This is a genomic window from Castellaniella sp. FW104-7C03 (genome assembly GCF_040276085.1).
GTDB lineage: Bacteria > Pseudomonadota > Gammaproteobacteria > Burkholderiales > Burkholderiaceae_B > Castellaniella.
In genome coordinates, this window is the sequence record NZ_JBELOK010000001.1 from 295,695 (window position 1) to 319,379 (window position 23,685).

The window sequence follows — 23,685 nt, forward strand, 5'->3', positions numbered from 1 at the left end:
AGTTGCGGGACCCTTCTGAAAAAAATAAAGGAGACAAACATGCAAGAGCAAGACAGTGCTGGTGTCGCACAGCCCCCCTTCAATACGCCCATGGCGCCGCCCTTTGCCCACCAGGCGGCCAGCGGCCCCATGCGCACCGAGCAGCAAATCTACGTCCGAGTGATCTGGCGCCTGCTGCCGTTCCTTTTTCTCTGTTACGTCTGCGCCTATCTGGATCGCATCAACGTCAGCTTCGCCAAGCTGCAAATGCTCAGCGACCTGGGCCTGAGCGAAGCAGCCTACGGTTTTGGCGCGGGCATCTTTTTCGTGGGCTATCTGCTCTTTGAAGTGCCCAGCAACCTGGTGCTGCTGAAGGTGGGTGCCCGGCGCTGGATCGCACGCATCATGGTGACCTGGGGCCTGGTCTCGGCAGGCATGATGTTCGTCACCTCCGAGACCAGCTTCTACGTCATGCGCTTTCTGCTGGGCGTGGCCGAGGCCGGCTTCATCCCCGCCATTTTGCTGTACCTCACCTACTGGTTCCCGGCTTCACGCCGCAGCAAGGTCACCGCCCTTTTCCTCACCGGCATCCCCATGGCGGGAGTGATCGGCGGACCGCTTTCGGGCTGGATGCTGGACCACTTCGCCGACCACCACAGCCTGGCGGGCTGGCAATGGCTATTCCTGCTACAGGGCCTGCCCACCGTCCTCATCGGCATCGTGGCCTGGTTTTACCTGGATGACAAAGTGGAGCACGCCAAATGGCTGAGCCCCGCGGAGAAGCAGCTGATCGAACGCAACCTGGACCATGACCGCAGCGGGCACGCGCTGCACTCCATCCGTGAAGGCCTGACCAGTCCCAAGATCCTGCTCATGAGCCTGATCTACTTCTGCTTCACCATGGGCCTGTATGGCGTGAGCTTCTGGCTTCCCTCGCTCATCAAGAACAGCGGCGTGACAAGCGACTTCCATATCGGCCTGCTGGCCGCCATCCCCTACGCGGCCGCCACCTTGGCCATGGTCGCGGTGAGCCACCACTCCGACACAACGGGTGAACGGCGCTGGCACCTGGCCCTGCCAGGCGCAATCGGCGCCTTGGGCCTGTGCCTGAGCGTCATCTACGCCAACAACACCTGGTTCGCCATGATTGCCCTGACGGTGGGCACCATGGGCGTGATGACCACGATCTCGCAGTTCTGGACGATTCCGCCCGCCATCCTGGGCGGGGCAGCCGCTGCCGCGGGCATTGCCCTGGCCAACTCGGTGGGCAGCGTATCGGGCGTGATCAGCCCCTACCTCATCGGCTGGCTGCAGACCAACACGGGCAGCACCGGGGCCGGGGTGTATGGCCTGGCGGCCAGCATGATCATCGGCTGCTTCCTGACCTTCCGGCTCTCGGCCAAGCAGGTCAACAGCAGCGCGCGGACCCGCGCCTAGCCAGCAGGTGCGGCAGGAACGCTGCCGCACCCGCACCTGGAGCGATCTCCACCTCCGTCTCTACACCCATGCCCGCCCCCGCAGCGCGGGCATGGCGCCGGATCATCAGGCCGGTTCGACCGGCGCCTCGGCCAGCACTTCGCCCAGGCGCCGCAGCAATTCCACGCTGGCGCGATGCGTATGCTGCTCGGCCAGCTCGCCCGCACGCTGCACTTCCCCCTGGGCAATGGCTTCGGCAATCGCCTGGTGTTCCTGCCAGATGCTCGCGCGCTGGCTCGAGGACTGCAGCACGGCGCCCATGACGCGGCGCAAATGCACCCAGTGAAAACGTTCCGTGCGCAGGATCAGCGGATTGCCGGAGGCTTGGTACACCGCGCTGTGAAAGGCCATGTCCGTGTCGATCAGAGCCTTGACGACCGTTCCCGCGGCTGCCTTGCGCCCGTTTTCGATCAGGCGCGGGTCCAGCGCCTGTTTGCGCTGCGCGGCCAGACGCGCAGCCAGCGCGTCAAGCGCCCCGCGAATCTCGTAAAGATGGGCAATCCACTGGGGATCGAGCGGCGCCACCATCACCCCGCGGCCCGGCGCATCCACGAGAAATTCGTCGTTTTTCAGCAGCCGTATGGCCTGCAACACCGGCGAGCGCGACACCGCCATCTGTTCGGCCACTTCCTCTTGCGTGATGCGGGCTCCCGGCGCCAGGTCTCCCTCGCAAATGGCATCGCGCAGTGCCTTGTAGACCTCGTCCACATAATCCGGGCGCGCCTTGAGTCTGGTCAGTTGGGCTTTCATGATGTCACTTTATGTATTCAGAGTACAGATACATTACCATCTGCCGCCGGGAAAGAAAACTTGCACGCGTATCCCAGGAAAGCCGGCCAGCCGTCGGGCCTCCAAGCCTTGGGCGATCCAGCCTCGGCTCCAAAATCCGTGTTTACCCTGATGTACAGCGAATTCCCATCTATTTACTATCTGTATACAGAGTTCAGAACACAGAACTCACAGAAGCTGCCACCATCGAAGGCAGCTCAGACACAGGCCACTCAGACGCAGCATTCACGCAAAGGAAAATCGCGATGATCACTGAAATCAAGCGTCCCATGGACGTAGCGGGCGAACGGCGCAGCACCGGCGCCACCCCTCCCAAAAAACTCACGCCCTTTGGCGGCTACTACTCGAACCAGGTGCCGGCTCCCGACCCCGAGCTCACACAAGTCGGACCAGGCACGCCGCTGGGCGAATACATGCGCCGCTTCTGGCACCCCGTGTGCATGTCGATGGAGCTGACCGATACGCCGCGTTATCTGAAGATCCTGGGCGAAGAGCTCGTGGCCTTTCGCGACGGCTCGGGCAAGGTGGGGCTGCTGCACGCCCACTGTGTGCATCGCGGCGCCTCGCTGGAATACGGCGCCATCCAGGAGCACGGCATCCAGTGCTGCTACCACGGCATGGTGTTCGACGTGGACGGCACTTGCCTGAAGGCCCCCTTCCCCAAGGGCGAGGAAAAGGAAGCAGAAAAATTTGCCCGCTCGATCCAGCAGGGCGCCTACAAGGCCTTCGAGCGCCACGGCCTCGTGTTTGCCTATATGGGCCCGCCCGATGAAGAACCTGCCTTCCCCGAATGGGAGGGCAACTTCACCGTGCTGCCCGGCGACGAGCTCGTGCCCTACAGCAACTTCCAGCATTGCAACTGGCTGCAGGTCCAGGACAATTCCGCTGACAACTTCCACACCATGTCCTTGCACGCCAAGATCAGCGTGACGGGTGGCCACTTCCAGGGCACGACCTTCGACGAGGTGGGCGCCGCTACCATGGAGGTCGCCCCCGACATGCAGTTCATCCCCATCCACCAGGGGCGCGGGCTGGCCTGCGCCGGGGCGCGCCGGGCCGACAAGGAGCACATGCACATTCGGGTGCAGCACCAAGTGCTGCCCAACCTCAGCCTGCATGCCTATACCTCGGAAGACGGCAAGCAGAAAAAGCTCTTCAGCCGCTTTCACATGATTCGCTGGACGGTGCCGGTGGACGATGAAAACAGCAAGATGATCGGCTGGCGCGTCATGGGGCCAGGCATCGACACTCGCAGCGTGGGCGACAAGAACCTGGTGGGCTACGAGACCATCGACTTCCTGGAGGGTCAGGTGGCCATGCGCCGCCCCGAGCGCTTCGGCAAGTACAAGCTGGAGGACATGCCGCCCATCCCGAAGAACCACCGCGAGCGCCACAACTACAAAGAGACGCAGTACGCGCCGGGCGACTACGAGGCCATCGTCAGTCAGCGGCCCATCGCCGTGCATGCCCTGGAGAACCCCACGAAGTTCGACGCCGGCGTGTACATGTTCCGCAAGCTGCTGAAAGATGCCTTGCGCGGGTCCAACCCGGCCGCGTCGGCGCACAGCTTTGCCGAATGGTTCAAGACCATGGGCGGGGCCCCCAACAGCTACTGCACGGGCAATGTGTTCAACCTGCCCGAGGTCAGCGACGTGACCCAGGAAGTCCGCCGGCGCCGCCTTCTCGCCCGGCAAGTGGTCAACATCCTGACGGAAAGCGATGCCATGCCCGCGCAGGAACGCAGCGACTACGTGCGCGGCAAGATGGAAGCCCTGGAACAGCAGCTGCAGCGCGAACTGGAAGAGCAGGCGCTGGCGCTTGCGCAATAGGCCAGCGGCACCCGCGACGGCGGCAACCCCCCTGTGGGGAGGCCGCCGGCCGCGAGGCCCGCTGGCGCCACAAGGCTGACCAATGCCACCTCAAGTACAGGAGTTCAAGCATGCAAGATACGCCTTCCACCGCCCCGGCCACGCTCGAACTGATGGTCCGGCAAGTCCGTTATGAGGGAGTTGGCATTCACTCGTTCGAGCTGGTGCATCCGCAGGGGCAGGTCCTGCCCGCCTTCACCGCAGGGGCCCATATCGACGTCCACGTACCAGGCGGTTTCGTGCGCCAGTATTCTTTATGCAACGACCCGGCCGAACGCCACCGCTACCTCATTGCCGTGCTCAGGGACGAGCATGGGCGCGGCGGCTCCAGGCAGCTGCATGCCGCCCTCACTGTGTCCTCGTCCGTGACCGTGAGCCAGCCACGCAACCAGTTCCGCCTGGACGACACGGCACGCACGGTGATCCTGCTGGCAGGCGGCATCGGCATCACCCCCTTGAAAAGCATGGTCCACACCCTGCAGCGGCAGGGGCGCGACTTCATGCTGCACTACTGCGCCAAAGACCTGGAGCACCTGGCGTTTCGCGACACCATGACGGCGCTGGAACAGGCCGGCCAGGCCAGCTTCCACTTCGATGGGGGCGACCCGAAAAACGGCCTGGACATCGCCGGCCTGCTGCGGGCGCCGGCGCCTGGCACCGCGCTGTACTACTGCGGACCCGGCGGCTTCATGCAAGCCTGCGCGGCCGCTGCCCAGCATTGGCCCAAGGGCAGCGTGCACTGCGAACACTTCAAGGCGCCCGAGCCCTCGCCCATACTGTCGGCGGCCCGCGCGCCGGGCAGCTTCCAGATTCAGATCGCCAGCACCGGCAGGCTCATTGCCGTGCCGGCCGACGAGTCCATTGCCACGGCCTTGGAAAAGGCCGGCATCGCCATCGAAACCTCGTGTCTGTCCGGCCTGTGCGGCACCTGCCGCATCCGTTATCTGGAAGGCGAGGTCGAGCACAATGACTTCATCCTGGACGAAGACGAACGCGCCCACTATCTGACCGCTTGCGTGTCGCGCTGCCACAGCGAACGGCTGGTGCTCGATCTGTAGCTCCTTAGGCAAACCGTCCGGCCACCCAACATCGGCCAAGGGTGGCATGCCCCACGAGCACCTCAAGGCGCCCCGCCCGCGCCCCACCCTGCGGCTCTTCCCTATTGCAATGCCGCTTCCAGCTGCTATTATTCAACTAATATATTAATAGCACACCAGAACATGAAACCCCTACAAGAGGGCACAGGCTCCGTGACCGTGCTGGCCGTGCACGGCATACAGGGCACGGCGGCGTCGTGGCTGCCGGTGGCACGCGCACTGAAAGACCAGGCCCACTTCGTGATGCCCAATCTGCGCGGGCGCGCCGATGCGGTGCGCGGCCAGGGCGCCGACGACTACCGCCTGCCCTGCTTCGCGCAAGACCTGGCCGCCGCCATCGACGAACACATTGGCACGCAGCCCTATTACCTGGCCGGGTGGAGCCTGGGCGTGTCGATTGCCCTGGAATACCTGGGCGGCAGCGGCCACGCCATCCATCCGCCGCGCGGCCTGATCCTGCTCTCGGGCAGCCCCAGGCTGTGCCGCACCCGCTGGTTCGCGGGCCACGACACCGAAGCCCTGAAGAGCGAAGCGGCGCAGCGCGTGCAGGTGCTGGGCATGAAAGAGGCCGCCGACCCGCAAGCCGCCGCCTGGACTTGGCAAGCCATCTGCAACACCGATCAAAGCGCTCTGCTCGCGCGCATCCGCGTGCCCACGCTCGTCATACACGGCACGGAAGACGCCGACAGCCCCTTTTTGCACGGCCTGTGGCTGGCGCGCGGCATCGCGCAGGCCAGCATGCACCCAATCGAGGGGGTGGGCCACGGCCTGCCCTCGGGAGCCACAGCCGAAGTGGCCGCGGCCATCCGCCAATTCATCGCACAACGCGAACACACGCAGGAGACCCAATGAACCCATCCGACCTGATCCATTTCTGCCCGCCAGGGCGCCTGATCATCGGCACTGGCGCGCGCGCCCAGCTGCCCGCCCTGGTACACCACCTGGGCTGGAAAAAAGGCGTCATCGTCACGGATAAATTCTTCACGGCCCACACACCCTGGGTGCGCGAATACATCGACGCGGCCCAGGCCCTGGGCATCGAAACCCGCGTCTTCGATGGCGGCGCCCCCGACCCCTCCACCACGCTGTGCGATGCGGCGACCAAGACGCTGCTGGAAGGCAACTACCAGCCCGATCACCTGATCGCCTTGGGCGGAGGCAGCAACATCGACCTGGCCAAGGGCCTGTGCCTGACGCTGCCCACGAACCGGCGCATACACGATTTCGTCGCCGGCGTGCCTGAAGGGGTGCGCCCGCTGCCGCTGGTGGCCGTGCCCACCACGGCCGGCACCGGCTCCGAGGCCACGCCGGGGGCCATCATGATCGACCCGGAAAACGCCACCAAGGTCGCCGTCATGGACAACTCCCTGCGGCCCGCCATCGCCCTGGTCGATCCGGAACTGACCTATACCTGCCCGCCGCGCGTCACCGGCGACTCGGGCATCGACGCCTTCACCCACGCCATCGAATCCTACATCACGCAAGACTCCACGGAATTCGACCGGGCCGGCAGCCCCGACCCTGGCTACAGCGGGCGCTCCACGCTGACCATGATGTTCGCGCGTGAGGCCGTCTCGCTCTGTGCGAAGTATCTGAAGCGCACCTACGTCAACGGCAGCGACACCGAGGCGCGCTGCGGCATGGCCTACGCCAGCAACTACGCGGCGCTGTCCTATGGCAGCTCGGGCCTGCACGCCGTGCACGGCCTGGCCTACGCCGTGGCCGGCCTCACCCACCGCTCGCACGGCAGCACCAACGCCGTCATGCTGCCCTACGTGCTGGACAACCTGCGCGACGTGCGGGAAAAGGAACTGGCCGAGGTGGCCGGCATCTTCGGCATACAGGCCGCAACCCCGGCAAAGGCGGCATCGCTGCTGGCCGTGGCGGTGCGCGACCTTGTGGCCGCACTCGATCTGCCGACCACGCTGCACGACTTCGGCATTGCGCAGGAACAACTGCCCCGGCTGATTGAAGACGGCCTGCAGGTCACGCGGCTGGCCAAGGCCTTCCCCAAGGCCGACGTCAAGGGCGCCTACACCTCGATCGTGCACAACGCCTGGGCGGGCGTGCTCTCGGGAGAAACGGCGCGCGCCTGAGGGCTTGCGCCACACCCCGCGCCGCCCGGTGAAACACCGGCGCGGCGCGGGGTGTTTACGCCTGGACCATCAGCTGATCCAGCAGCTCGATCCAGTGGCGCACCGGCGTCTGGGTACCCGACTGCAGGTGGCAGATGCAGCCGATATTGCTGGACACGATCATGTCGGCACCAAGCTTTTCCAGCGAAGCGACCTTGCGCTCGCGCAGCTGATGGGAAAGCTCGGGCTGCATGATGGAATACGTACCCGCCGAGCCGCAGCACAAGTGGCTGTCGGCGGGCAGCTGCACCGGTATGCCCAGATTCTTCAGCAGCCCCTCGACCAGGCCCCGCAGGCGCTGACCATGCTGCAGCGTGCACGGCGGGTGATAGGCGACCTTGCGCGCGGCCTCTTTGGAGATGCGCTCGCTCAGCGGCCCGATGAACTGCGGCAGAATCTCGGCCACATCTTTGGTCAGTTCGCTGATGCGCTGGGCCTTTTCGGCATAGGCCGGGTCGAGCCGCAGCAGGTGGCCGTAGTCTTTGACCGTGACCCCGCAACCCGAGGCGTTCATCACGATGGCTTCGGCACCCTGCTCCACGTACGGCCACCAGGCGTCGATATTGCGCCGCGCATCGTTCAGGGCCTCTTCGTGATAGCTCAGGTGCAGGCGGATGGCGCCGCAGCACCCCGCCTTGGGCGCAATCACGATCTGTATGCCCAGCGCATCGAAGACGCGAGCCGTGGCGATATTGATGTTGGGCTGCATGGAAGGCTGCACGCAGCCGGCCAGCATCAGCATCTTGCGCGCGTGGGTCCGCGTGGGCCAGGCCAGCTTGGGCGTGGCCGCGGGCACCTTGTCGCGCAAGGTTTGCGGCAGCAGCGGGCGCACCCGCTGCCCCAGCCAGAAGGCGCTGGCAAACCACTTGCCGCTGGGCAGGAAGCTGGCCAGCGTGCGGCGCAGCAGGCGCTGGCCCGTGGGGCGGGCCACCTGCTCTTCCACCACCTTGCGGCCAATCTCGACCAGGCGGCCATACTCGACCCCGGAAGGACAGGTGGTCTCGCAATTGCGGCAGGTCAGGCAGCGGTCCAGGTGGCTTTGCGTCTTCTGCGTGACCGGACTGCCCTCGAGCATTTCCTTCATCAGATAGATGCGCCCGCGCGGGCCGTCGAGCTCGTCGCCCGTGAGCTGGTACGTGGGGCAGGTGGCCGTGCAAAAGCCGCAATGCACGCACTTGCGAAGAATCGCTTCGGCCTCTTCGCCATCGGGCGTGTGGCGGATGAATTCGGCAAGACTCGTCTGCATATTAGAAGTCCGGATACATTCTGCTGCGATTAAAGATACGGGCGGGATCGAAGGCGTTTTTCAGGCCTTGGTGAATGGCCGCCAGCGCCGGAGCCAGGGGCGTGAACGTACTGTCCGTGCCCGCCCCTTCGCCGCGCCGCATCAGGGTGGCGTGGCCGCCCGCCTGCACGGCGGCGGCGCGCACCGCCGCGCCGCGCGCCGGCATCACGCGCAGCCAGCGCTGCATGCCGCCCCATTCGATCAGCGTTTCATCGACATCGACGCGGCCCTCGTCCGAGGCCCACGACAGCGGGGGCGTGGCCGCCGGCAAGGCAACGCGCCACAAGTCGCGCGCCGCCGAGCGGGTAGTGAAAAACGGGTGGCTACGCTCGCGCAGGGATTGCCAGAAGGCCGCCGCCTGCGCATCGTCCAGGCGCTCACCGCCCAGGCGCTGCTGCGCGGCCTGAACCGCGGCCTGCGCGCCGTCCAGGCGCAGCGTGAGCACGCCGTCGTACCAGGCGCTGGCCGAAAGAGGCAGTGCCTGCCCCGCCCAGGTATCCATCTGGCTCAGGGCGTGCGCCTGGTCCAGGGAAAACCGCAGCGTGCAGCCCGCCGTGGGGCGAGGCAGCACCTTCACCGACGCTTCCAGCACCACGCCCAGGGTACCCAGGGACCCGGCCATCAGGCGCGCCACGTCGTAGCCCGCCACGTTCTTCATGACCTGGCCGCCAAAGTTCAACACCTTGCCATGGCCTTCCAGCAGCACGGCGCCCAGCATGAAGTCGCGCGGCGCGCCCACGTAGGCGCGGCGCGGACCGGCCAGGCCGGCGGCCACACAGCCGCCAAAGGTGGCGCCCTCGCCAAAGTGCGGCGGCTCGAAGGGCAGGATTTGCTGGTTGGCCGCCAGGGCGGCCTCGATCTCGGCCAGCGGCGTGCCGCAACGGGCCGTGATCACCAGCTCGGCGGGGTCGTAGGCCACGATGCCGGCGTACTCCCGCGTGTCGAACAGGTCGCCCACCAGCGCCTCGCCATACCAGTCTTTCGTGCCGCCCCCGCGCAGCCTGAGCGGCTTGCCATGGGCCGTGGCATCGGTCACCCGCTCGCGCCATTGGGTCACGATCGCGCTGGCGTTGGAGCGGGCCACGCCGCCCTCTTGCTGGATCTTGTCTTCAGCCATCAGAACCTCGGCAATTCCGGATGCGGCAGCTGGCCGCGATGAATGTGCATCTTGCCGTATTCGGCGCAGCGGGCCCGCGTGGGAATGTTCTTCCCCGGATTGAGCCGGCCCGTGGGGTCGAACGCGTGCTTGACGGCAAAGAAGGCGTCGCGCTCGTCGGGGCTGAACTGCACGCACATGGAGTTGATCTTTTCCACTCCCACGCCGTGTTCGCCGGTGACGGTGCCCCCCAGGCTTACACAGGTCTCTAGAATGTCGGCGCCGAATTTCTCGGCGCGATGCCACTCCTCCACGTTTTCGCCATTGAAGAGGATGAGCGGGTGCATGTTGCCGTCGCCCGCGTGAAACACGTTGATGCAGCGCAGCTCATAGCGCCCTTCCATCTCGGAGATGCGCTTGAGCAGCGTGCCGATGTGGCGGCGCGGGATGGTGCCGTCCATGCAGTAGTAGTCGGGCGACAGGCGCCCGGCCGCCGGGAAGGCGTTCTTGCGCCCCGACCAGAACCGCAGCCGCTCGGCATCGTCGCGCGACACCTGCAGGCGCGTGGCGCCCGCCTCGCGCAGCACGCGGCTCATGTGCTCGATCTCTTCGGCCACCTCTTCGGTGGTGCCGTCCGACTCGCACAGCAGGATGGCGGCGGCATCGAGATCGTAGCCGGCGTGAACGAATTCCTCGACGGCGCGCGTGGCCGGCTTGTCCATCATTTCGAGCCCGGCGGGAATGATGCCAGCCGCAATGATGGCCGCCACGGCATCGCCCCCCTTCTCCACCGAGTCGAAGCTGGCCATGATGACCTGCGCCAGCTGCGGGCTGGGAATGAGCTTCACGGTGATTTCCACGGCCACGGCAAACATGCCCTCGCTGCCGATATACACGCCCAGCAGGTCCAGCCCCGGCGCATCGGGGGCCAGCGAGCCAAATTCGACCATTTCGCCCTGCACGTTGAAGGCCCGCACGCGCAACACGTTGTTGACGGTGAGCCCGTACTTCAGGCAGTGCACGCCGCCGGAATTTTCCGACACGTTGCCGCCGATGCTGCAGGCAATTTGCGAGGACGGGTCGGGGGCGTAGTACAGGCCGTAGGGCGCCGCGGCCTCGGAAACGGCCAGGTTACGCACCCCCGGCTGCACGGTGGCCGTGCGGGTGACGGGGTCGACCTTCAAAATGCGGTTGAAGCGCGCCAGCGACAGCACGATGCCATCGGTGCGCGGCAAGGCCCCGCCCGACAGACCCGTGCCCGAGCCTCGCGGCACCACCGGAATCTGGCGCGCATAGCAAAACTGCAAAATGGCCTGCACCTGTGCTTCGGTTTCGGGCAGGGCCACGGCCAGGGGCAGCTGGCGGTAGGCGGCCAGCCCGTCGCATTCATACGGGGCCAGGTCCTCGCGCTCGGTCAGCAGCCGGCAGCCGGGCACGACCGCCCGCAGGGCCTGAAACAAGGCTTGCGGATCTTCCGGCGCCTTGCCCATGGGGGCCTGGCTTTCCTGCAGTTGCACATCTGGGCTCTGCTCGTACACGGCATCGGTCGACATAGGGTCTCCGGTCCAAGAGACAGGGCGCCAAGCCCCATCGGTAGGTCAATGAGAGGTGCCCGGCAAGCCGCCTGACAGGCTTGGTATACCAGTACACCAGAATACCGTATGATTATAGCCATAAGGAACTGCATTGTCTGCCATGGTATTCACTCCCGTTACCCCGCCCGTACGCACCCGTTTGTCCGACATCGTCTACGATCAGCTCGAAGGCATGGTGGCCGAAGGCGTGCTGCGCCCCGGCCAGGCCCTGCCCTCGGAACGCGAGCTCGCCCAGCAGCTGGGCGTCTCGCGCCCGCCGCTGCGCGAAGCGCTGCTCAAGCTGGAATCCCGCCAGCTGATCGAGGGGCGCGCGGGCGGCGGCTACCGCATCGCCAACGCCAGCGCGGTGCGCATTGCCGACCCGCTGGAACAATTGATGGCGCACCACCCCCAGGCGGCCGAAGACATGCTCGAGATGCGCGAAGTGCTGGAAGCCATGGCGGTGCGCCTGGCGGCCACCCGCGCCACCGAGGCCGACCTGCAGCGGCTGCTGAAGGCCACCGAGGCGCTGGAAGCCGCCTTTGCGCGCCACCAGAACACAGAGGCAGTGGACGAGCTTGCGGCTCTGGATGCACAATTTCACCTGGCGCTGGCCGAGGCCACCCATAACGTCGCGCTGATTCACACCGTGCACGCCATCGGCGACCTGCTGCGCAGCACCGTCATTCAAAGCTACCAGGCCATCCAGCGCAGCGAGGGCGCGCTCGAGAGCCTGATCGAACAGCATCGGGTCATTCTCGATGCCGTCGCGCTGCACGACCCGGACAAAGCCCAGGAAGCCGTGCACACGCACCTGGCCTTCATTAAGCACACCGCAAGCAGGGCTTTGGTATAACGAGGCCCGCCGTGCGCAGTAAAGTTGACTGAAATACACCACTATTCAAAGTGATCCATAATCGCATACAATGGTTAAAAATATATCAGTCATATATTAGAAGCCAGACCACGTCACGGCGGAGCCATATCCATGTCAAACCTCACTGAAATAAAAAAGGCCATGCCCCGCGTCACTGAAGAATCCAGTCCCTCCTCCGTGACCAAGCAGCGCCAGTCCAAGCCCAGCCTGACGGAACAAGCCTACTCACAAATCGAAGAGGCCATCGTCACTCTGAAGCTCGCGCCGGGCACCGCGGTCTCTGAACAAATGCTCAGCGACATGACCGGCATCGGCCGCACCCCCATCCGGGAAGCCATTCAACGGCTGGCGCGTGAACACCTCATCTTCATTTTGCCGCAACGCGGCCTGCTGATTCCCCACGTCGATACCCGCAAGCAGCTCAAGCTGCTCAAAACGCGCCGCGAGGTCGAGCGCCTGATCTGCCGCAGCGCGGCCCACAGCGCCACGATCGAGGAACGCGCGGGCTTCGCGCGCGTGGCCGAAACCTTTCTGGCCGCCTCCAAGGCCGACGACGGCTTGCGCTTCATGCGCGCCGACCGCGAGTTCAACGAGCTCAGCCTGATCGCCGCCCGCAACGAATTTGCCGAGGGCGCCATGCGCCTGATGCAGGGGCTGTCGCGCCGCTTCTGGTACATTCACTATAAGCAAACGGCCGACCTGCCCGAAATCGCGCGGCTGCACGCCGCCATCGCCCAGGCCATTGCCGACGGCGAAGAGCAGGCCGCGGCCGATTGCCTGGACCGCCTGATCGACAACATCGAAGAGTTCACGCACGCAACCCTGTTGTCCTGAGGCTGAATTCCCCGGCGCAGCACGCCCGTCGTCAGCCAGAGGTACGTGAGGGCGCCTGCGTCTACTCCTTCGACTCAAGAGGCTCTCACATGGCAACGGAAAGGCTGTTGGACGCGGTGCAAAAACTCACTCAACTGGCCCAGCAAACCGGGCCCGACGAGACGCTGGTGCTGCAGCAGGCGGGCGGCGTCATCCGCGACCTGGTAGCCCACGACGACTGGCTGCCGCCTGAAATGGCGCAATCCGACCCCATCCACTACCGTCAGTACCTGCTGTACGGCGACCCGCTGGACCGGTTCTCGCTTGTGAGCTTCGTCTGGGGGCCGGGCCAGCACACGCCCATCCACAACCACACGGTCTGGGGCGTGATCGGCATGCTGCGCGGCGAAGAGCTCTCGCAGCCCTTCGGCACCGACGCCCAGGGCCGCTTCGTGGCACAGGGCGAGGAAAGCGTCCTGCACCCCGGGGAAATCACCTGTGTGTCGCCCACGCTGGGCGATGTCCACCGGGTCAGCAACGCCCATCAAGACCAGGTCTCGATCAGCATCCACCTCTACGGCGGCAACATCGGTCGCATCCGGCGCAGCGTCTACGACCCGGCCACCGGCGCGCAAAAGTCCTTCGTCTCGGGCTACTCGAACGCGCAGGTGCCCAACCTCTGGCAGGCCTGAGCCGCTGCCGGCGCAGTCAGGCGGGGGTAATCATCCCTTTAAACCGCAGTGAGTTTGAGTAGAATTTCCTCAATAAGGAAATCTGCAATGAAAACATCACGCTACACCGACAGCCAGATCATGGCGATCCTCAAGCAAGCCGAGGCAGGCGCGCCGGTGCCGCAGCTTTGCCGGGAACACGGCATGAGCAGCGCCACCTTCTACAAGTGGCGCGCCAAGTACGGCGGCATGGACACCTCGATGATGGCGCGCCTGAAGGAGCTCGAAGCCGAGAACCGGCAGCTCAAGAAGATGTATGCCGAAGAGCGCCTGAAGGCGGAGATCGCCCGAGAGATCATCACAAAAAAATGGTAGCGCCGTCTCGACGCAAAGAGGCGGCGCGCAAGGTCTTGGAGCATAGGCGAGTCAGCATCCGCATTGTGTGTGCAGCGGCGGGCATCAGCGAGAGCTGCTACCACTACCAGGCCAAACTGTCCGAGGAAAATGACGTGATCGCCGACTGGCTGATCCGTTTGACCACGGCCCAGCGCAACTGGGGTTTTGGGCTGTGCTTTGCATACCTGCGCAACATCAAGGGGTTCACATGGAATCACAAACGGGTCTATCGCATCTACCGGGTGTGGTATCTAAATAAAGTTAGTAAATTTTACGTCTCGAACCCTAGCAAATACGTTACGACTGAAAAGTCTGGAATTAATAAAGTTGGTAAATTTTCGAAGTGTCTGTCTGGAACAGGCATGATTTCGTGCAAATAAAGTTGGTAATTTTTGGCGTGGTGCAGGCAACGGCGTAGGGTCCCCCGTCAAGTAGACGACGGCTGGTAGAGATTCGGAGCAAGGGGTAGCCGGGGCATAAACTGCACCGGCGGGATGTCGCCCAGTGATTCATGTGGGCGGTATTCGTTGTAATCGATTAGCCATTGTTCGGTGATGGCCTGCACCTGCTGCAGATTGGCAAACAGGTGAGCGTCGAGCACCTCCGTGCGATACGTCTTGTTGAAGCGCTCGATGAACGCATTCTGATTCGGTTTTCCGGGCTGGATATAACGCACGGCGATGCCCCGGGCAGCAGCCCATTCGGTGAACGCCAGCGAGACCATCTCCGGCCCGTTGTCCAGCCGTATGGCCTCAGGAGCCCCATAGCAATTGATCAGGCGATTGAGCACGCGGATCAGGCGCGCTGAAGGGATGGATGTGCCAACCTCGATGGCTAGGCACTCCCGGTTGGCCTCGTCGATCACGTTCAACGTCCGGAAGCGTCGGCCGCAATACAAGGCATCGTGCATGAAGTCCAATGCCCAGCAGCGATTTGGCTCCAGGGAATGGTCCAGCGGCTGACGGTGCCGGTCAGTCAGCCGTTTCTTGCAGCGTCGAGGCAAATTCAATCCCATCTCGCAGTACACCCGGTGAACCCGCTTTTTGTTCCAGCAATGGCCATCGAGCCGCAGCCGTGTGAAGCACTTCCAGAATCCCCAGCGCCCATGCCGGGTCACGATGGCATTGAGCGCATCAATGACCTCGGCATCGCGCTGCTCTGCCGGAATTGGCCTCTTGTAATACGCCGCCCGCGATAGGCCAGCAATCTGACAGGCACGTGTGATCGAGAGCTTCGATTGCACCAACTGCTCGACGACCTCGCGCCTGGCTGACGGCGTCAGGATTTTCGGTTCAGCACATCCTTGATGGCTGAGTTCTCCAGGGCCAGATCCGCGTACATGCGTTTGAGCTTGGCGTTCTCCGCCTCAAGTTCACGCAGGCGCTGCAACTCGGACACCTGCACGCCCGAGTACTTGCTCTTCCACTGGTAGTACGTGGCGCTGCTGATGCCGTGCTTGCGGCACAACTCGACGACCGGGATGCCGGCTTCGCCTTCTTTGAGCACCGCAACAATCTGGCTTTCGGTAAATCTGCTTTTCTTCAAGGGAGTCTCCGATGGAAAGGAGGCTCCGAAATTCTACTGGCTGATGTCTACTCTGAGGGGGATCCTACGACGGCAAATCTTCCCCAGGGTTGGCTCGCAAAGCCCAGGCGCTTTACGCCTGCACATCAGGCTGAAGCTCGGACATCGCGGTGTTCGGACCTTTTGAGTCAGAACTTCCGAAAGCCATTTCAGACTCCATCCTCTGTGACCATGCCAGCCGCAGCAACCCGCGCAGCAGGTAGTCGCGCACGATATGCACGCTCCCCCCGGCCTCAAGAGCCAGCCGGGATACCGTGTAGGAGTTCATCGAACACCTCCTTTTCCTTACCCGGCGCAGCAGGATAGTTGCTTCACATCCTTGTTGAAGGTCTGCGCCGCGAGCTTCAAGCCTTCGACCATCGTCAGATAGGGGAACAACTGGTCGGCCAGTTCCTGCACGGTCATCCGGTTGCGGATGGCGAGTACCGCCGTCTGGATCAGTTCGCCCGCTTCCGGGGCCACCGCCTGTACGCCGATGAGCCGTCCGCTACCTTCCTCGATGACCAGCTTGATGAAGCCGCGTGTGTCAAAGCTGGCGAGCGCACGCGGCACGTTGTCCAAGGTCAAAGTGCGACTGTCGGTCTCGATCCCGTCGTGATGAGCCTCTGCCTCGCTGTAGCCCACGGTGGCGACTTGCGGATCGGTGAACACCACGGCAGGCATGGCGGTAAGGTTAAGCGCCGCGTCACCGCCCGTCATGTTGATCGCCGCACGGGTGCCGGCCGCCGCCGCCACATAGACGAACTGAGGCTGGTCCGTGCAGTCGCCGGCCGCGTAGATGTCCGGCGTGCTGGTCCGCATGCCGGCGTCGATGACGATAGCGCCTTGCGGGTTGAGCGCGACGCCTGCCGCGTCCAGCGCCAGGCTGCGCGTGTTGGGCGAGCGACCGGTGGCGACCAGCAGTTTGTCGGCACGCAGCTCGCCGTGCGCCGTGGTGAGCACGAATTCGCCGCCCTCGTGCGCGACCTGGCTGGCCTGGGTGTGCTCCAGCACCTCGATCCCTTCGGCGCGAAACGCCGCCGTGATTGCCTCACCGATGGCCGGGTCTTCCCGGAAGAACAGGGTGTTGCGTGCAAGGATCGTTACTTTGCTGCCCAGTCGGGCGAACGCCTGCGCCAGTTCCAGCGCTACCACCGACGAACCAATCACGGCCAGCCGCTCAGGAATGGTGTCGCTGACCAGCGCCTCGGTGGAAGTCCAGTAGGGTGTATCTTTCAGGCCGGGGATCGGCGGAACGGCCGGACTCGCGCCGGTGGCAATCAGGCAACGGTCGAAAGTCACCACGCGCTCGCCACCACCGTTGAGTTGCACGGTCAGGCTGTGTGCGTCCTTGAAACGGGCTTCGCCATGCAGCACGGAGATGGCGGGATTGTCATTCAGGATGCCTTCGTATTTGGCGTGGCGCAGTTCGTCGACGCGCGCCTGCTGCTGGGCCAGCAGCCGCTCGCGCAAGATTGTCGGCGGTGTGGGCGGCATGCCACCATCGAACGGGCTTTCTCGGCGCAAGTGGGCGATGTGTGCAGCGCGGATCATGATCTTGGACGGCACGCAGCCGATATTGACGCAGGTGCCGCCAATAGTGCCGCGCTCGATCAGGGTGACGTGCACGCCTTGCTCGACGGCCTTCAGCGCCGCCGCCATCGCCGCGCCGCCGCTGCCGATAACGGCAATATGCAATCCGCCACCGTCACCACCAGCCTTGTCGCCGCTACCTAGCCATTCGCGCATCTTGACGAGCAAGCCGCCGCCCACCGGAGGCACGGGCGCGTCGGCGAGCGTGGCCCGATAACCGAGTCCGGCCACGGCGGTAGTCCACGCGTCAGACGATGTGCCGGCCTCGACGGCGAGCTTGGCGCTGCCCTTGGTATAGGAGACATCCGCCGACTGCACGCCTGGCACTTTCTCCAGGGCTTCCTTGACATGCACTGCGCACGAGTCGCAAGTCATGCCGGTGATTTTGAGGGTGATCATTCATCGTTCCTTTTCTGTGTTGGCCGCTGGCTCACGCCGTCAGCTATGTTTTGCTGGGAGTTCGCAGCCGCCCGAGCCGCAGCGGCGATTTGCCGGCGAAACCAAGTCCCAGATCGACACGCCGATCATCAGGGCCAGGCCGGTGTATATGAGGCGCGCTGTCCACCAGTTGCCAAGCAACCAGACAGTCCCGGCGAACACGATGGCTGGCCCGATCATGCCGAGCAGGCTGCGGTGCCATTGCCGATGACTGAGCCAGCCCAGTGCATTCGCCAGCAAAGCCACGACGGCGAACAGCGGCAGCAGCGTGGAAATGAACAAGCCTTCGTATTCCTGTAAAAAGCCGAGGCCGATGGCTGTGCCCAAGCTGGCGATGGCCGGAAAACAGGCGGCGCAGCCCATCGCGGAAACAACGCTGCCGAGCGCGCCAGCCTTGTCGGCAATGCGTGTGATCAGTCCCATGATCGCCCCAGGGTCGGGTTCAGTGGCTCACTACTTGACGCTGGAGGGATAGCCCGCGTCCCCGGTTGCCTTGGTCAGCTTCTGCACGCTGGTCTTGGCATCATCGAAGGTGACAACCGCTTCGCGGGTCTCGAAGGTCACGGCAACTTTACTGACGCCATTGACCTTGGAAATCGCCTTCTTGACGGTGATTGGGCATGCCGAGCACGTCATGCCCGGTACGGACAGCGTGACGGTCTGGGTAGCGGCCCACACAGGTGCAACAACGGCGGCGAGGGCGAAGGAGGCAAACAGCTTCTTCATGGTGAACTCCGATCAGTAGAAAAATGGTATGACATAGGGAAATCCGAGCGCGACCAGAACCAGCACGGCCACGACCCAGAAAATGAGCTTGTAGGTCGCTCGCACTTGGGGAATCGCGCAGACCTCACCCGGCCTACAGGCTTGCGCAGGGCGGTAGATGTGCCGCCAGGCGAAGAACAACGCCACAAGCGCTGCGCCGATGAAAAGCGGGCGATACGGCTCCAGCACGGTCAGGTTGCCGATCCATGCCCCGCTGAATCCCAAGGCGACCAGGACAAGCGGCCCGAGGCAGCAGGTCGAGGCGAGGATGGCGGCCAGCCCGCCAGCGAAGAGCGCGCCGCGCCCGGTTTGTGGTTCAGACATGCGCTTGTCCTTTCGAATTTGAATTGGATAGCGTAACCTTACTTCCGTACTCATGTACGGAGTCAAGCGATATGGAAAACAATTTGGAGAACCTGACCATTGGCGTCTTTGCCAAGGCGGCCGGGGTCAACGTGGAGACCATCCGGTTCTATCAGCGCAAGGGTCTGTTGCCGGAACCGGATAAGCCATACGGCAGCATTCGCCGCTATGGCGCAGCGGATGTGACGCGAGTGCGATTCGTGAAATCGGCCCAGCGGCTGGGCTTCAGCCTGGATGAAATCGCCGATTTGCTGCGGCTCGACGATGGCACCCACTGCGAGGAAGCCAGCAGTCTGGCCGAGCACAAGCTCAAGGACGTGCGCGAGAAGATGGTCGACTTGGCGCGCATGGAGGCCGTACTGTCTGATCTGGTATGCGCCTGCCACGCGCGGCAGGGGAATGTTTCCTGTCCGCTGGTCGCGTCGCTACAGGGCGGAGCAAACCTGACGGGTTCGGCTAAGCCTTAGCGTGCTTTATTTTCCATTTTCTGAGACGACCCCTTGTAGGCCAGCACCGCCGGAATTGCGACGGCAAGCCCTACGCCCGTCATAATCAGGGCTTCGCCGACCAGTCCAGCAATGCGGTTAATGGTCACGCCATCAGACATGCCAATGCTCAGCAATGCGTGATAGCGAGACCAAGTGACGCGACGGCTGCATATTTTTTGGGGTTCATGGTGACTCCACTGAGTGTGTGCAGTCTGCACGATAACTCGTTTGTGTACATTGCCCGCCGATTTCAAAAGGTAGCAAAGACCTTGGGTGCCGAGCCGGTGCCCAGAACGTAGACATTCAGCGGCCCGGCAGCGGTGCCCGCCATGCCAGGGGCGCCCACAGGCATTCCCGGTATGGAGAGACCCTTTACGGGGAGGTGATCAGCCAGTATCTGCTTGATGTACGTGGCGGGTACGAGACCTTCTACCACGTAGCCCTCTACCAGCGCGGTGTGACAACCCGCCAGGTTGGTCGGTATGTGGTACTTCTCCTTGATTGAGGCAAGGGCTGGCGTATTGATGGTCTCCACCGTAAAACCGTTGGCTTCAAGATGTTGGGCCCATCGGTCACAGCAACCACAATTGGGACTTTTGTACATTTTGACTGGAATGCCGGCAGCCACTGCTGAGAGCGGGAAGCCCAGGGCGAGTGCGAGAGCCAATGTTTTGAAGTGACGCATGGTGATGCTCCTGTAGAGAGGTTGTTGTAAAGATGCAAAGAGGGGCGTGTCATGGGAACAACCCCCGTTGCGGTTGGATCGGGTGGCCCAGGCGCTTCAAATTTGATCGCCTGAAACGGCAATCGTCGCAGGCGCGAGGCAGATGCCTTGCGTGTTGCAGGCCTGGACGCGCACCAGCACACGATCGCCTGGCGCACTGCCCAGGTTTTTTGTGGGGATAACCGTGCCGTCTTCGTAGACCAGGATATCCGTACCATCGATCGTGATGCCGCTGCTCTTTCCGGGCGGGTAGGTTGCCTGCGCCGCACGTTGCGAGCCGTTATGTTCGATCATGACCGTCGAGGCGATCAGGTTCTCAAGCGAGGCGGGGTTGGCGTTGACGTGCCAGTCCTTGCCGATATGCAGGGTGACGGTGCCATCTTCTCCAGTCCTGGCGAGAGAGGCGGTCACATGCGTCGATGAATCCATCAAACCGCTGCTGGCTGCTATTGCATTGTCAGCAGCAGACCCGAGAGGTGGTGCAAAGAACTGACGCCAACCGAAGAGGACAGCCACTGTTGCAAGGATGAGGAGCACCCCCAGAGTTGCCGCCCTGCGTTTGCTGCTGCGTTTCATTCCGTATTCTCCTGAGGTCCTACCGTTTTCAATGCCTTCACCAGGCTTGCGCTCGTGAACAGGCCGGAAAAATCCTGCACTTTGTGCCCCTCACGATCAAGAACAGCGAGAAATGGCAGGCCCACGCCGCCATAGGAAGCGAGCAGGTGCTCGAGCACCAGGTCGGGGTGCGTCAGGTCTGCCTGGAATGCAACGACACCTGAACGGGCAACGGCCTGAACCACGGTGCTGTCCTCGTAGGTGGTTTTCTCGAGCACCTTGCAATTGATGCACCATTGCGCCGTAAATTCCACGATGGCGGGACGCCCGAGCGTGGGCAGTGCGGAAACATCGGCCGCCCGTAGCGGTTGCCAGGCGATCGTGTGGCCGGGGGACCGCTCCGGGCCTGCCCCGGCGTAGGCGGAGGCCAGGGCAATGACGCTCACGAATAGCGCCACCGCGCGTGAGCCGCGATCTGCCGCGCGCCAGAAGCGGTATGCCGCCCAGGCGAGCACCCCTGCGAACAAGGCGGTCCAGAGAGGTGCCACCCACGAAGCCGGGAGGACGCTTTGAAGGTAGAAAAGGGCTGCAGCAAGCAGCAGCCACCCGAAGCTCTGGCGGATGACTTCTGTCCAGGCTCCCGCACGCGGCAGGCGTTTCAGAAGGCCGGGGCGAAGGAGCAGCACGACATAGGGGAGTGCAAGCCCGAGGCCGATCGACACGAAGAGGGCGACGATATTGGCCGTTGGTTGAGCAAGCGCAAATACCAGGACGCCGCCCAAGAGGGGACCCGTGCAGGGCGTCGAAAGTAGCGCCGAAATGAGGCCGGAGAAAAAAGGTTCAAGGAATTTTCCCCCGCGTAAAGTGGCGACGGCGTTTGGGACAGGTAGGCCGCGTCCAAGAAAGTTCATCGCAGCAAACGCCGTCAACACGGTACCAAGAACAATCAGTACGGCCTGCGATTGAAACAGCACCCCCCATTGCCACTGCAACAGGGCGGTGGCGGTGCCCAGTGCGGCAAAGAACAGCACCGACCCTGCTGTGAAAAGCGCGGCGGATGCGATGCGCACCTTCAGGTGGTCGCCTGTGGCGTTCAGCACCGCGCGAACCTTGAGCGGGACGGCGGGTAGCACGCAGGGCGTTAGATTCAAAAGCAGCCCTGCGCCTGCGGCAAGCAGAATCTGGGTGAATAGCCAGGAAGACATTTCGGAGCCTCACGCTGGCGTTTGCGCTGGCTGGACCTCGTAATCACGCATAAGGCCCATCGCCGCGTGCTCCAGCATGTGGCACTGGTAGGCATAGCTTCCGGTGAAGTCTGCAAAACGCATGAGGAGCCTCACGCGCTCGTTGGGCATCAGGAGCACGGTATCTTCCCAGCCGTCGTCGACACAGCCCTCGACCACGCCCGCACCCTGCGGACTATTGCGCCGTTCCAGCACCTGGAACTGCAGGCCGTGCAGGTGAATGGCGTGCGCCATCATCATGTTGTTGACGAACTCCCAGACTTCGGTCGTGCCGAGCTTCACGATTTCGTCGGGCGCGACCTCGTTCATCTGGAAGCTGCGGCCATTGAAGCCCCACTGCATGTGCCCCATGGTGACCCGGAAGGTCCGGGGGTTGTCGCGATTCACGGCATCTTCGGCCCGCAACCGCGTGAGCGTGGAAAGGTGCTGCGGCAGCTCAAGTACTTCGCCTGCTTTTTGTGTCACGGCCACTTTGAGAATCGGAAAGCGTGCGCCGTCGGCCAGGGATGAACCACTCATCATGCGGCTCATCATGTTCCCCATCATGCCGCCACCCATCATGCCGCCACCCATCATGTCCTCGCCCATCGTGCTTTCCATCATGCCCGCCATGCCGTCAAAGGCGAGGCTCATGAGCGTGAGTTGCGTGCCCACTGCGTCCTTGCCGAAGTCCGCCCACAGCTCAATGCGCTGGCCGGGGGTGAGCATCACGTAATCTTTTTGTACGGGGCGCTCCAGCAGGCCACCGCCGGTTGCTATCACCGTAAGCGGCCGACCATCTTCCCAGCCAAGTTTGTAGGTACGGGCGTTCGAGGCGTTGAGCACGCGCAGGCGGTAGGCGTGCGTGGCGACTTTGAGCTGGGCATCGGGCTGGCCGTTCACCAGGATAGTGTCCCCAAAAAAACCCATCATGCGGGTCATCATGGCGCTCATCCCACCGGACATCATGCCCTGGCCGCCCATCATGCCGCCCCCCATTCCGGGCGCTTGGGGTGAGGAGTCGCGCGCGGGCGCAGCCTCGGGGCCGGTGCCGGGCAGGTAGTGCAGGTGGTTGTTGTCTCCGAAGGTCCGGTCCTGGATGACGAGCGGCACATCGTAGTCGCCACGGGGCAATGCCAGAGCCTGTTCTTCATCGTCGCTCACGAGCAGGAGCCCGGCAAGCCCGAAGTACACCTGCTCGGGCGTGTGGCCGACGGCCATTGCGTGATACCAGTAAGTGCCAGCGCGGTCACGCACCTCGAATTCGTAGCGGTAGTGCTCGCCAGGCCCCACCTCGTAGCGCGGCAGCCCCATCATGTCGGCCGGCACATGCAAGCCATGCCAGTTGACGATGCTGGGCTGGTCGGTGTGGTTCATGAAGTCAACGCGCAGCTTCTGGCCGCGGCGCACGCGCAGGGTGGGCCCGAGGTACCCACCGGGGGATGCGTGCACGCTCGCCGGGTCGCCTTTCACCACGCGAGCCTGGTAGGTCCACACCGGCGTTGCGGGTCCTGGACGCAGTACAACGTCTTGCGGTTTGGCGGTGAGTTCCAGGGCGACATCGGGTTCAAAGGCATTGCCCCCTTCGTTTGCTGTAGCGGCTGCTCCGGCCGATGGCACGCCAGCGAGAAGCGCTGCAGCGCTCGTGCCGGCATAGCCCAGGAAGGTGCGGCGGGTGATGAAGTGATGTGTTGTCATGATGACCTCTATATCAATGCCTATTGCTATCAAACGATGCAGAGAATCTGGGTATGCCAGCCGTCCGCACCCCTCTATTTCTTGAACAGATATTTGATGAGTACCGCGATCAACAGGACGAGGAGGACGAGCACCAGTAACCCGCCGATACCCATGAACCCCATCATGCCGCCGCACGTCACGCTGCTTCCCATCATCGATTCGCTCCGGGTTCATCCA

23 protein-coding genes and 3 pseudogenes are annotated in these 23,685 nt (G+C 63.6%); 10 read left to right on the forward strand and 16 right to left on the reverse strand.

Annotated features, from left to right (window positions below; genetic code table 11):
• The first annotated feature begins 129 nt into the window (after positions 1-129).
• Positions 130-1,416, forward strand: a complete 1,287-nt coding sequence (locus tag ABS758_RS01315; RefSeq protein WP_350380231.1) for an MFS transporter — start codon at positions 130-132, stop codon at positions 1,414-1,416.
• Positions 1,417-1,521: 105 nt separating this feature from the next.
• Here the strand turns inward: ABS758_RS01315 and ABS758_RS01320 are convergent, their stop codons facing one another.
• Complete coding sequence (locus ABS758_RS01320; RefSeq protein WP_350379961.1) at positions 1,522-2,205, reverse strand: GntR family transcriptional regulator; 684 nt, start codon at positions 2,203-2,205, stop codon at positions 1,522-1,524.
• Between the two features lie 308 nt (positions 2,206-2,513).
• On the opposite strand from ABS758_RS01320, the gene ABS758_RS01325 reads away from it, so the two are divergent.
• The 4 genes from ABS758_RS01325 (at position 2,514) to ABS758_RS01340 (ending at position 7,305) form a co-directional block, all read left to right on the forward strand.
• A complete protein-coding gene (locus ABS758_RS01325) occupies positions 2,514-4,073 on the forward strand; it encodes a Rieske 2Fe-2S domain-containing protein (RefSeq protein WP_350380233.1) in 1,560 nt (519 codons plus the stop codon).
• A 152-nt stretch (positions 4,074-4,225) separates the two neighbouring features.
• Positions 4,226-5,170 (forward strand): PDR/VanB family oxidoreductase, encoded by a 945-nt coding sequence (locus ABS758_RS01330; RefSeq protein ID WP_350379962.1) that lies wholly within the window; start codon positions 4,226-4,228, stop codon positions 5,168-5,170.
• 162 nt (positions 5,171-5,332) lie between these two features.
• On the forward strand, positions 5,333-6,061 hold the full coding sequence (locus ABS758_RS01335; RefSeq protein ID WP_350379965.1) for an alpha/beta fold hydrolase: 729 nt from the start codon (positions 5,333-5,335) through the stop codon (positions 6,059-6,061).
• Positions 6,058-7,305 (forward strand): iron-containing alcohol dehydrogenase, encoded by a 1,248-nt coding sequence (locus tag ABS758_RS01340; RefSeq protein WP_350379966.1) that lies wholly within the window; start codon positions 6,058-6,060, stop codon positions 7,303-7,305. The genes ABS758_RS01335 and ABS758_RS01340 overlap by 4 nt, the downstream gene beginning before the upstream one ends.
• A 55-nt stretch (positions 7,306-7,360) precedes the next feature.
• Here the strand turns inward: ABS758_RS01340 and glcF are convergent, their stop codons facing one another.
• From glcF to ABS758_RS01355, 3 genes are read right to left on the reverse strand one after another with little or no spacing between them, the layout of a single operon-like run.
• A complete protein-coding gene (gene glcF, locus ABS758_RS01345) occupies positions 7,361-8,590 on the reverse strand; it encodes a glycolate oxidase subunit GlcF (RefSeq protein WP_350379968.1) in 1,230 nt (409 codons plus the stop codon).
• Between the two features lies 1 nt (position 8,591).
• On the reverse strand, positions 8,592-9,746 hold the full coding sequence (glcE, locus tag ABS758_RS01350; RefSeq protein ID WP_350379970.1) for a glycolate oxidase subunit GlcE: 1,155 nt from the start codon (positions 9,744-9,746) through the stop codon (positions 8,592-8,594).
• Complete coding sequence (locus ABS758_RS01355) at positions 9,746-11,215, reverse strand: FAD-linked oxidase C-terminal domain-containing protein (protein ID WP_350380235.1); 1,470 nt, start codon at positions 11,213-11,215, stop codon at positions 9,746-9,748. Before ABS758_RS01355 ends, glcE begins: the two co-directional genes overlap by 1 nt.
• A 205-nt stretch (positions 11,216-11,420) precedes the next feature.
• On the opposite strand from ABS758_RS01355, the gene ABS758_RS01360 reads away from it, so the two are divergent.
• From ABS758_RS01360 to ABS758_RS01375, 4 genes and pseudogenes are all read left to right on the forward strand, one after another.
• Positions 11,421-12,155: an FCD domain-containing protein gene (locus tag ABS758_RS01360; protein WP_350379972.1), complete on the forward strand. Its 735-nt coding sequence runs from the start codon at positions 11,421-11,423 to the stop codon at positions 12,153-12,155.
• A gap of 132 nt (positions 12,156-12,287) precedes the next feature.
• Positions 12,288-13,010, forward strand: a complete 723-nt coding sequence (locus ABS758_RS01365) for a GntR family transcriptional regulator (RefSeq protein ID WP_350379973.1) — start codon at positions 12,288-12,290, stop codon at positions 13,008-13,010.
• 89 nt (positions 13,011-13,099) lie between these two features.
• Positions 13,100-13,681 carry a cysteine dioxygenase family protein gene (locus tag ABS758_RS01370; protein WP_350379975.1) on the forward strand — a complete coding sequence of 194 codons (582 nt, stop codon included), beginning with the start codon at positions 13,100-13,102 and terminating at the stop codon, positions 13,679-13,681.
• Between the two features lie 87 nt (positions 13,682-13,768).
• Positions 13,769-14,313: pseudogene (locus tag ABS758_RS01375) on the forward strand (transposase); the annotation flags it as partial.
• Between the two features lie 170 nt (positions 14,314-14,483).
• On the opposite strand, the gene ABS758_RS01380 reads toward ABS758_RS01375, so the two are convergent.
• The 6 genes and pseudogenes from ABS758_RS01380 to merT all read right to left on the reverse strand — a co-directional run bounded on the left by ABS758_RS01380 (position 14,484) and on the right by merT (position 18,739).
• Positions 14,484-15,601, reverse strand: a protein-coding gene (locus ABS758_RS01380) for an IS3 family transposase (RefSeq protein ID WP_350379879.1) whose coding sequence is annotated in 2 segments (ribosomal slippage) — positions 14,484-15,340 and positions 15,340-15,601 — 1,119 coding nt in all. Because the reading frame shifts where the segments join, the coding sequence is not laid out codon by codon here.
• Positions 15,602-15,818: 217 nt separating this feature from the next.
• A pseudogene (locus ABS758_RS01385) lies at positions 15,819-15,908 on the reverse strand (transcriptional regulator MerD); the annotation flags it as partial.
• Positions 15,909-15,925: 17 nt separating this feature from the next.
• The gene (merA, locus tag ABS758_RS01390; RefSeq protein ID WP_298016057.1) at positions 15,926-17,611 is read right to left on the reverse strand and encodes a mercury(II) reductase; all 1,686 of its coding nucleotides are present in this window, start codon (positions 17,609-17,611) and stop codon (positions 15,926-15,928) included.
• Positions 17,612-17,650: 39 nt separating this feature from the next.
• A complete protein-coding gene (merC, locus tag ABS758_RS01395; RefSeq protein WP_298016059.1) occupies positions 17,651-18,073 on the reverse strand; it encodes an organomercurial transporter MerC in 423 nt (140 codons plus the stop codon).
• A gap of 30 nt (positions 18,074-18,103) precedes the next feature.
• Positions 18,104-18,376: a mercury resistance system periplasmic binding protein MerP gene (gene merP / locus ABS758_RS01400; protein ID WP_298016061.1), complete on the reverse strand. Its 273-nt coding sequence runs from the start codon at positions 18,374-18,376 to the stop codon at positions 18,104-18,106.
• Positions 18,377-18,388: 12 nt separating this feature from the next.
• The gene (gene merT / locus ABS758_RS01405; RefSeq protein WP_298016063.1) at positions 18,389-18,739 is read right to left on the reverse strand and encodes a mercuric ion transporter MerT; all 351 of its coding nucleotides are present in this window, start codon (positions 18,737-18,739) and stop codon (positions 18,389-18,391) included.
• A 71-nt stretch (positions 18,740-18,810) separates the two neighbouring features.
• Here merT and merR point away from each other — a divergent pair, with 71 nt between their 5' ends.
• Complete coding sequence (gene merR, locus ABS758_RS01410) at positions 18,811-19,245, forward strand: mercury resistance transcriptional regulator MerR (RefSeq protein ID WP_298016066.1); 435 nt, start codon at positions 18,811-18,813, stop codon at positions 19,243-19,245.
• On the opposite strand, the pseudogene ABS758_RS01415 reads toward merR, so the two are convergent.
• The 6 genes and pseudogenes from ABS758_RS01415 to ABS758_RS01440 form a co-directional block, all read right to left on the reverse strand.
• Positions 19,242-19,418 (reverse strand): annotated as a pseudogene (locus ABS758_RS01415) (MotA/TolQ/ExbB proton channel family protein); the annotation flags it as partial. The gene merR and the pseudogene ABS758_RS01415 sit on opposite strands and share 4 nt — an antisense overlap.
• Positions 19,419-19,516: 98 nt before the next feature.
• Positions 19,517-19,951: a DUF411 domain-containing protein gene (locus ABS758_RS01420; protein WP_350379884.1), complete on the reverse strand. Its 435-nt coding sequence runs from the start codon at positions 19,949-19,951 to the stop codon at positions 19,517-19,519.
• Positions 19,952-20,047: 96 nt separating this feature from the next.
• Positions 20,048-20,566, reverse strand: a complete 519-nt coding sequence (locus ABS758_RS01425; protein WP_350379886.1) for a protein-disulfide reductase DsbD domain-containing protein — start codon at positions 20,564-20,566, stop codon at positions 20,048-20,050.
• Positions 20,563-21,750, reverse strand: a complete 1,188-nt coding sequence (locus tag ABS758_RS01430; RefSeq protein ID WP_350379889.1) for a protein-disulfide reductase DsbD family protein — start codon at positions 21,748-21,750, stop codon at positions 20,563-20,565. Before ABS758_RS01430 ends, ABS758_RS01425 begins: the two co-directional genes overlap by 4 nt.
• A 9-nt stretch (positions 21,751-21,759) precedes the next feature.
• Positions 21,760-23,466: a multicopper oxidase family protein gene (locus ABS758_RS01435; RefSeq protein ID WP_350379891.1), complete on the reverse strand. Its 1,707-nt coding sequence runs from the start codon at positions 23,464-23,466 to the stop codon at positions 21,760-21,762.
• A 74-nt stretch (positions 23,467-23,540) separates the two neighbouring features.
• On the reverse strand, positions 23,541-23,663 hold the full coding sequence (locus ABS758_RS01440) for an archaellin/type IV pilin N-terminal domain-containing protein (RefSeq protein ID WP_350379893.1): 123 nt from the start codon (positions 23,661-23,663) through the stop codon (positions 23,541-23,543).
• Positions 23,664-23,685: the final 22 nt, after the last annotated feature.

Excerpts from the sequence above, each read along its gene's own strand:
- ABS758_RS01315 (WP_350380231.1), top strand. The coding sequence starts at position 130 with ATGCGCACCGAGCAGCAAATCTACGTCCGAGTGATCTGGCGCCTGCTG.
- ABS758_RS01320 (WP_350379961.1), bottom strand. The coding sequence starts at position 2,205 with ATGAAAGCCCAACTGACCAGACTCAAGGCGCGCCCGGATTATGTGGAC.
- ABS758_RS01325 (WP_350380233.1), top strand. The coding sequence starts at position 2,514 with ATGGACGTAGCGGGCGAACGGCGCAGCACCGGCGCCACCCCTCCCAAA.
- ABS758_RS01330 (WP_350379962.1), top strand. The coding sequence starts at position 4,226 with ATGGTCCGGCAAGTCCGTTATGAGGGAGTTGGCATTCACTCGTTCGAG.
- ABS758_RS01335 (WP_350379965.1), top strand. The coding sequence starts at position 5,333 with ATGAAACCCCTACAAGAGGGCACAGGCTCCGTGACCGTGCTGGCCGTG.
- ABS758_RS01340 (WP_350379966.1), top strand. The coding sequence starts at position 6,058 with ATGAACCCATCCGACCTGATCCATTTCTGCCCGCCAGGGCGCCTGATC.
- glcF (WP_350379968.1), bottom strand. The coding sequence starts at position 8,590 with ATGCAGACGAGTCTTGCCGAATTCATCCGCCACACGCCCGATGGCGAA.
- glcE (WP_350379970.1), bottom strand. The coding sequence starts at position 9,746 with ATGGCTGAAGACAAGATCCAGCAAGAGGGCGGCGTGGCCCGCTCCAAC.
- ABS758_RS01355 (WP_350380235.1), bottom strand. The coding sequence starts at position 11,215 with ATGGGCAAGGCGCCGGAAGATCCGCAAGCCTTGTTTCAGGCCCTGCGG.
- ABS758_RS01360 (WP_350379972.1), top strand. The coding sequence starts at position 11,421 with ATGGTATTCACTCCCGTTACCCCGCCCGTACGCACCCGTTTGTCCGAC.
- ABS758_RS01365 (WP_350379973.1), top strand. The coding sequence starts at position 12,288 with ATGTCAAACCTCACTGAAATAAAAAAGGCCATGCCCCGCGTCACTGAA.
- ABS758_RS01370 (WP_350379975.1), top strand. The coding sequence starts at position 13,100 with ATGGCAACGGAAAGGCTGTTGGACGCGGTGCAAAAACTCACTCAACTG.
- merA (WP_298016057.1), bottom strand. The coding sequence starts at position 17,611 with ATGATCACCCTCAAAATCACCGGCATGACTTGCGACTCGTGCGCAGTG.
- merC (WP_298016059.1), bottom strand. The coding sequence starts at position 18,073 with ATGGGACTGATCACACGCATTGCCGACAAGGCTGGCGCGCTCGGCAGC.
- merP (WP_298016061.1), bottom strand. The coding sequence starts at position 18,376 with ATGAAGAAGCTGTTTGCCTCCTTCGCCCTCGCCGCCGTTGTTGCACCT.
- merT (WP_298016063.1), bottom strand. The coding sequence starts at position 18,739 with ATGTCTGAACCACAAACCGGGCGCGGCGCGCTCTTCGCTGGCGGGCTG.
- merR (WP_298016066.1), top strand. The coding sequence starts at position 18,811 with ATGGAAAACAATTTGGAGAACCTGACCATTGGCGTCTTTGCCAAGGCG.
- ABS758_RS01420 (WP_350379884.1), bottom strand. The coding sequence starts at position 19,951 with ATGCGTCACTTCAAAACATTGGCTCTCGCACTCGCCCTGGGCTTCCCG.
- ABS758_RS01425 (WP_350379886.1), bottom strand. The coding sequence starts at position 20,566 with ATGAAACGCAGCAGCAAACGCAGGGCGGCAACTCTGGGGGTGCTCCTC.
- ABS758_RS01430 (WP_350379889.1), bottom strand. The coding sequence starts at position 21,750 with ATGTCTTCCTGGCTATTCACCCAGATTCTGCTTGCCGCAGGCGCAGGG.
- ABS758_RS01435 (WP_350379891.1), bottom strand. The coding sequence starts at position 23,466 with ATGACAACACATCACTTCATCACCCGCCGCACCTTCCTGGGCTATGCC.
- ABS758_RS01440 (WP_350379893.1), bottom strand. The coding sequence starts at position 23,663 with ATGATGGGAAGCAGCGTGACGTGCGGCGGCATGATGGGGTTCATGGGT.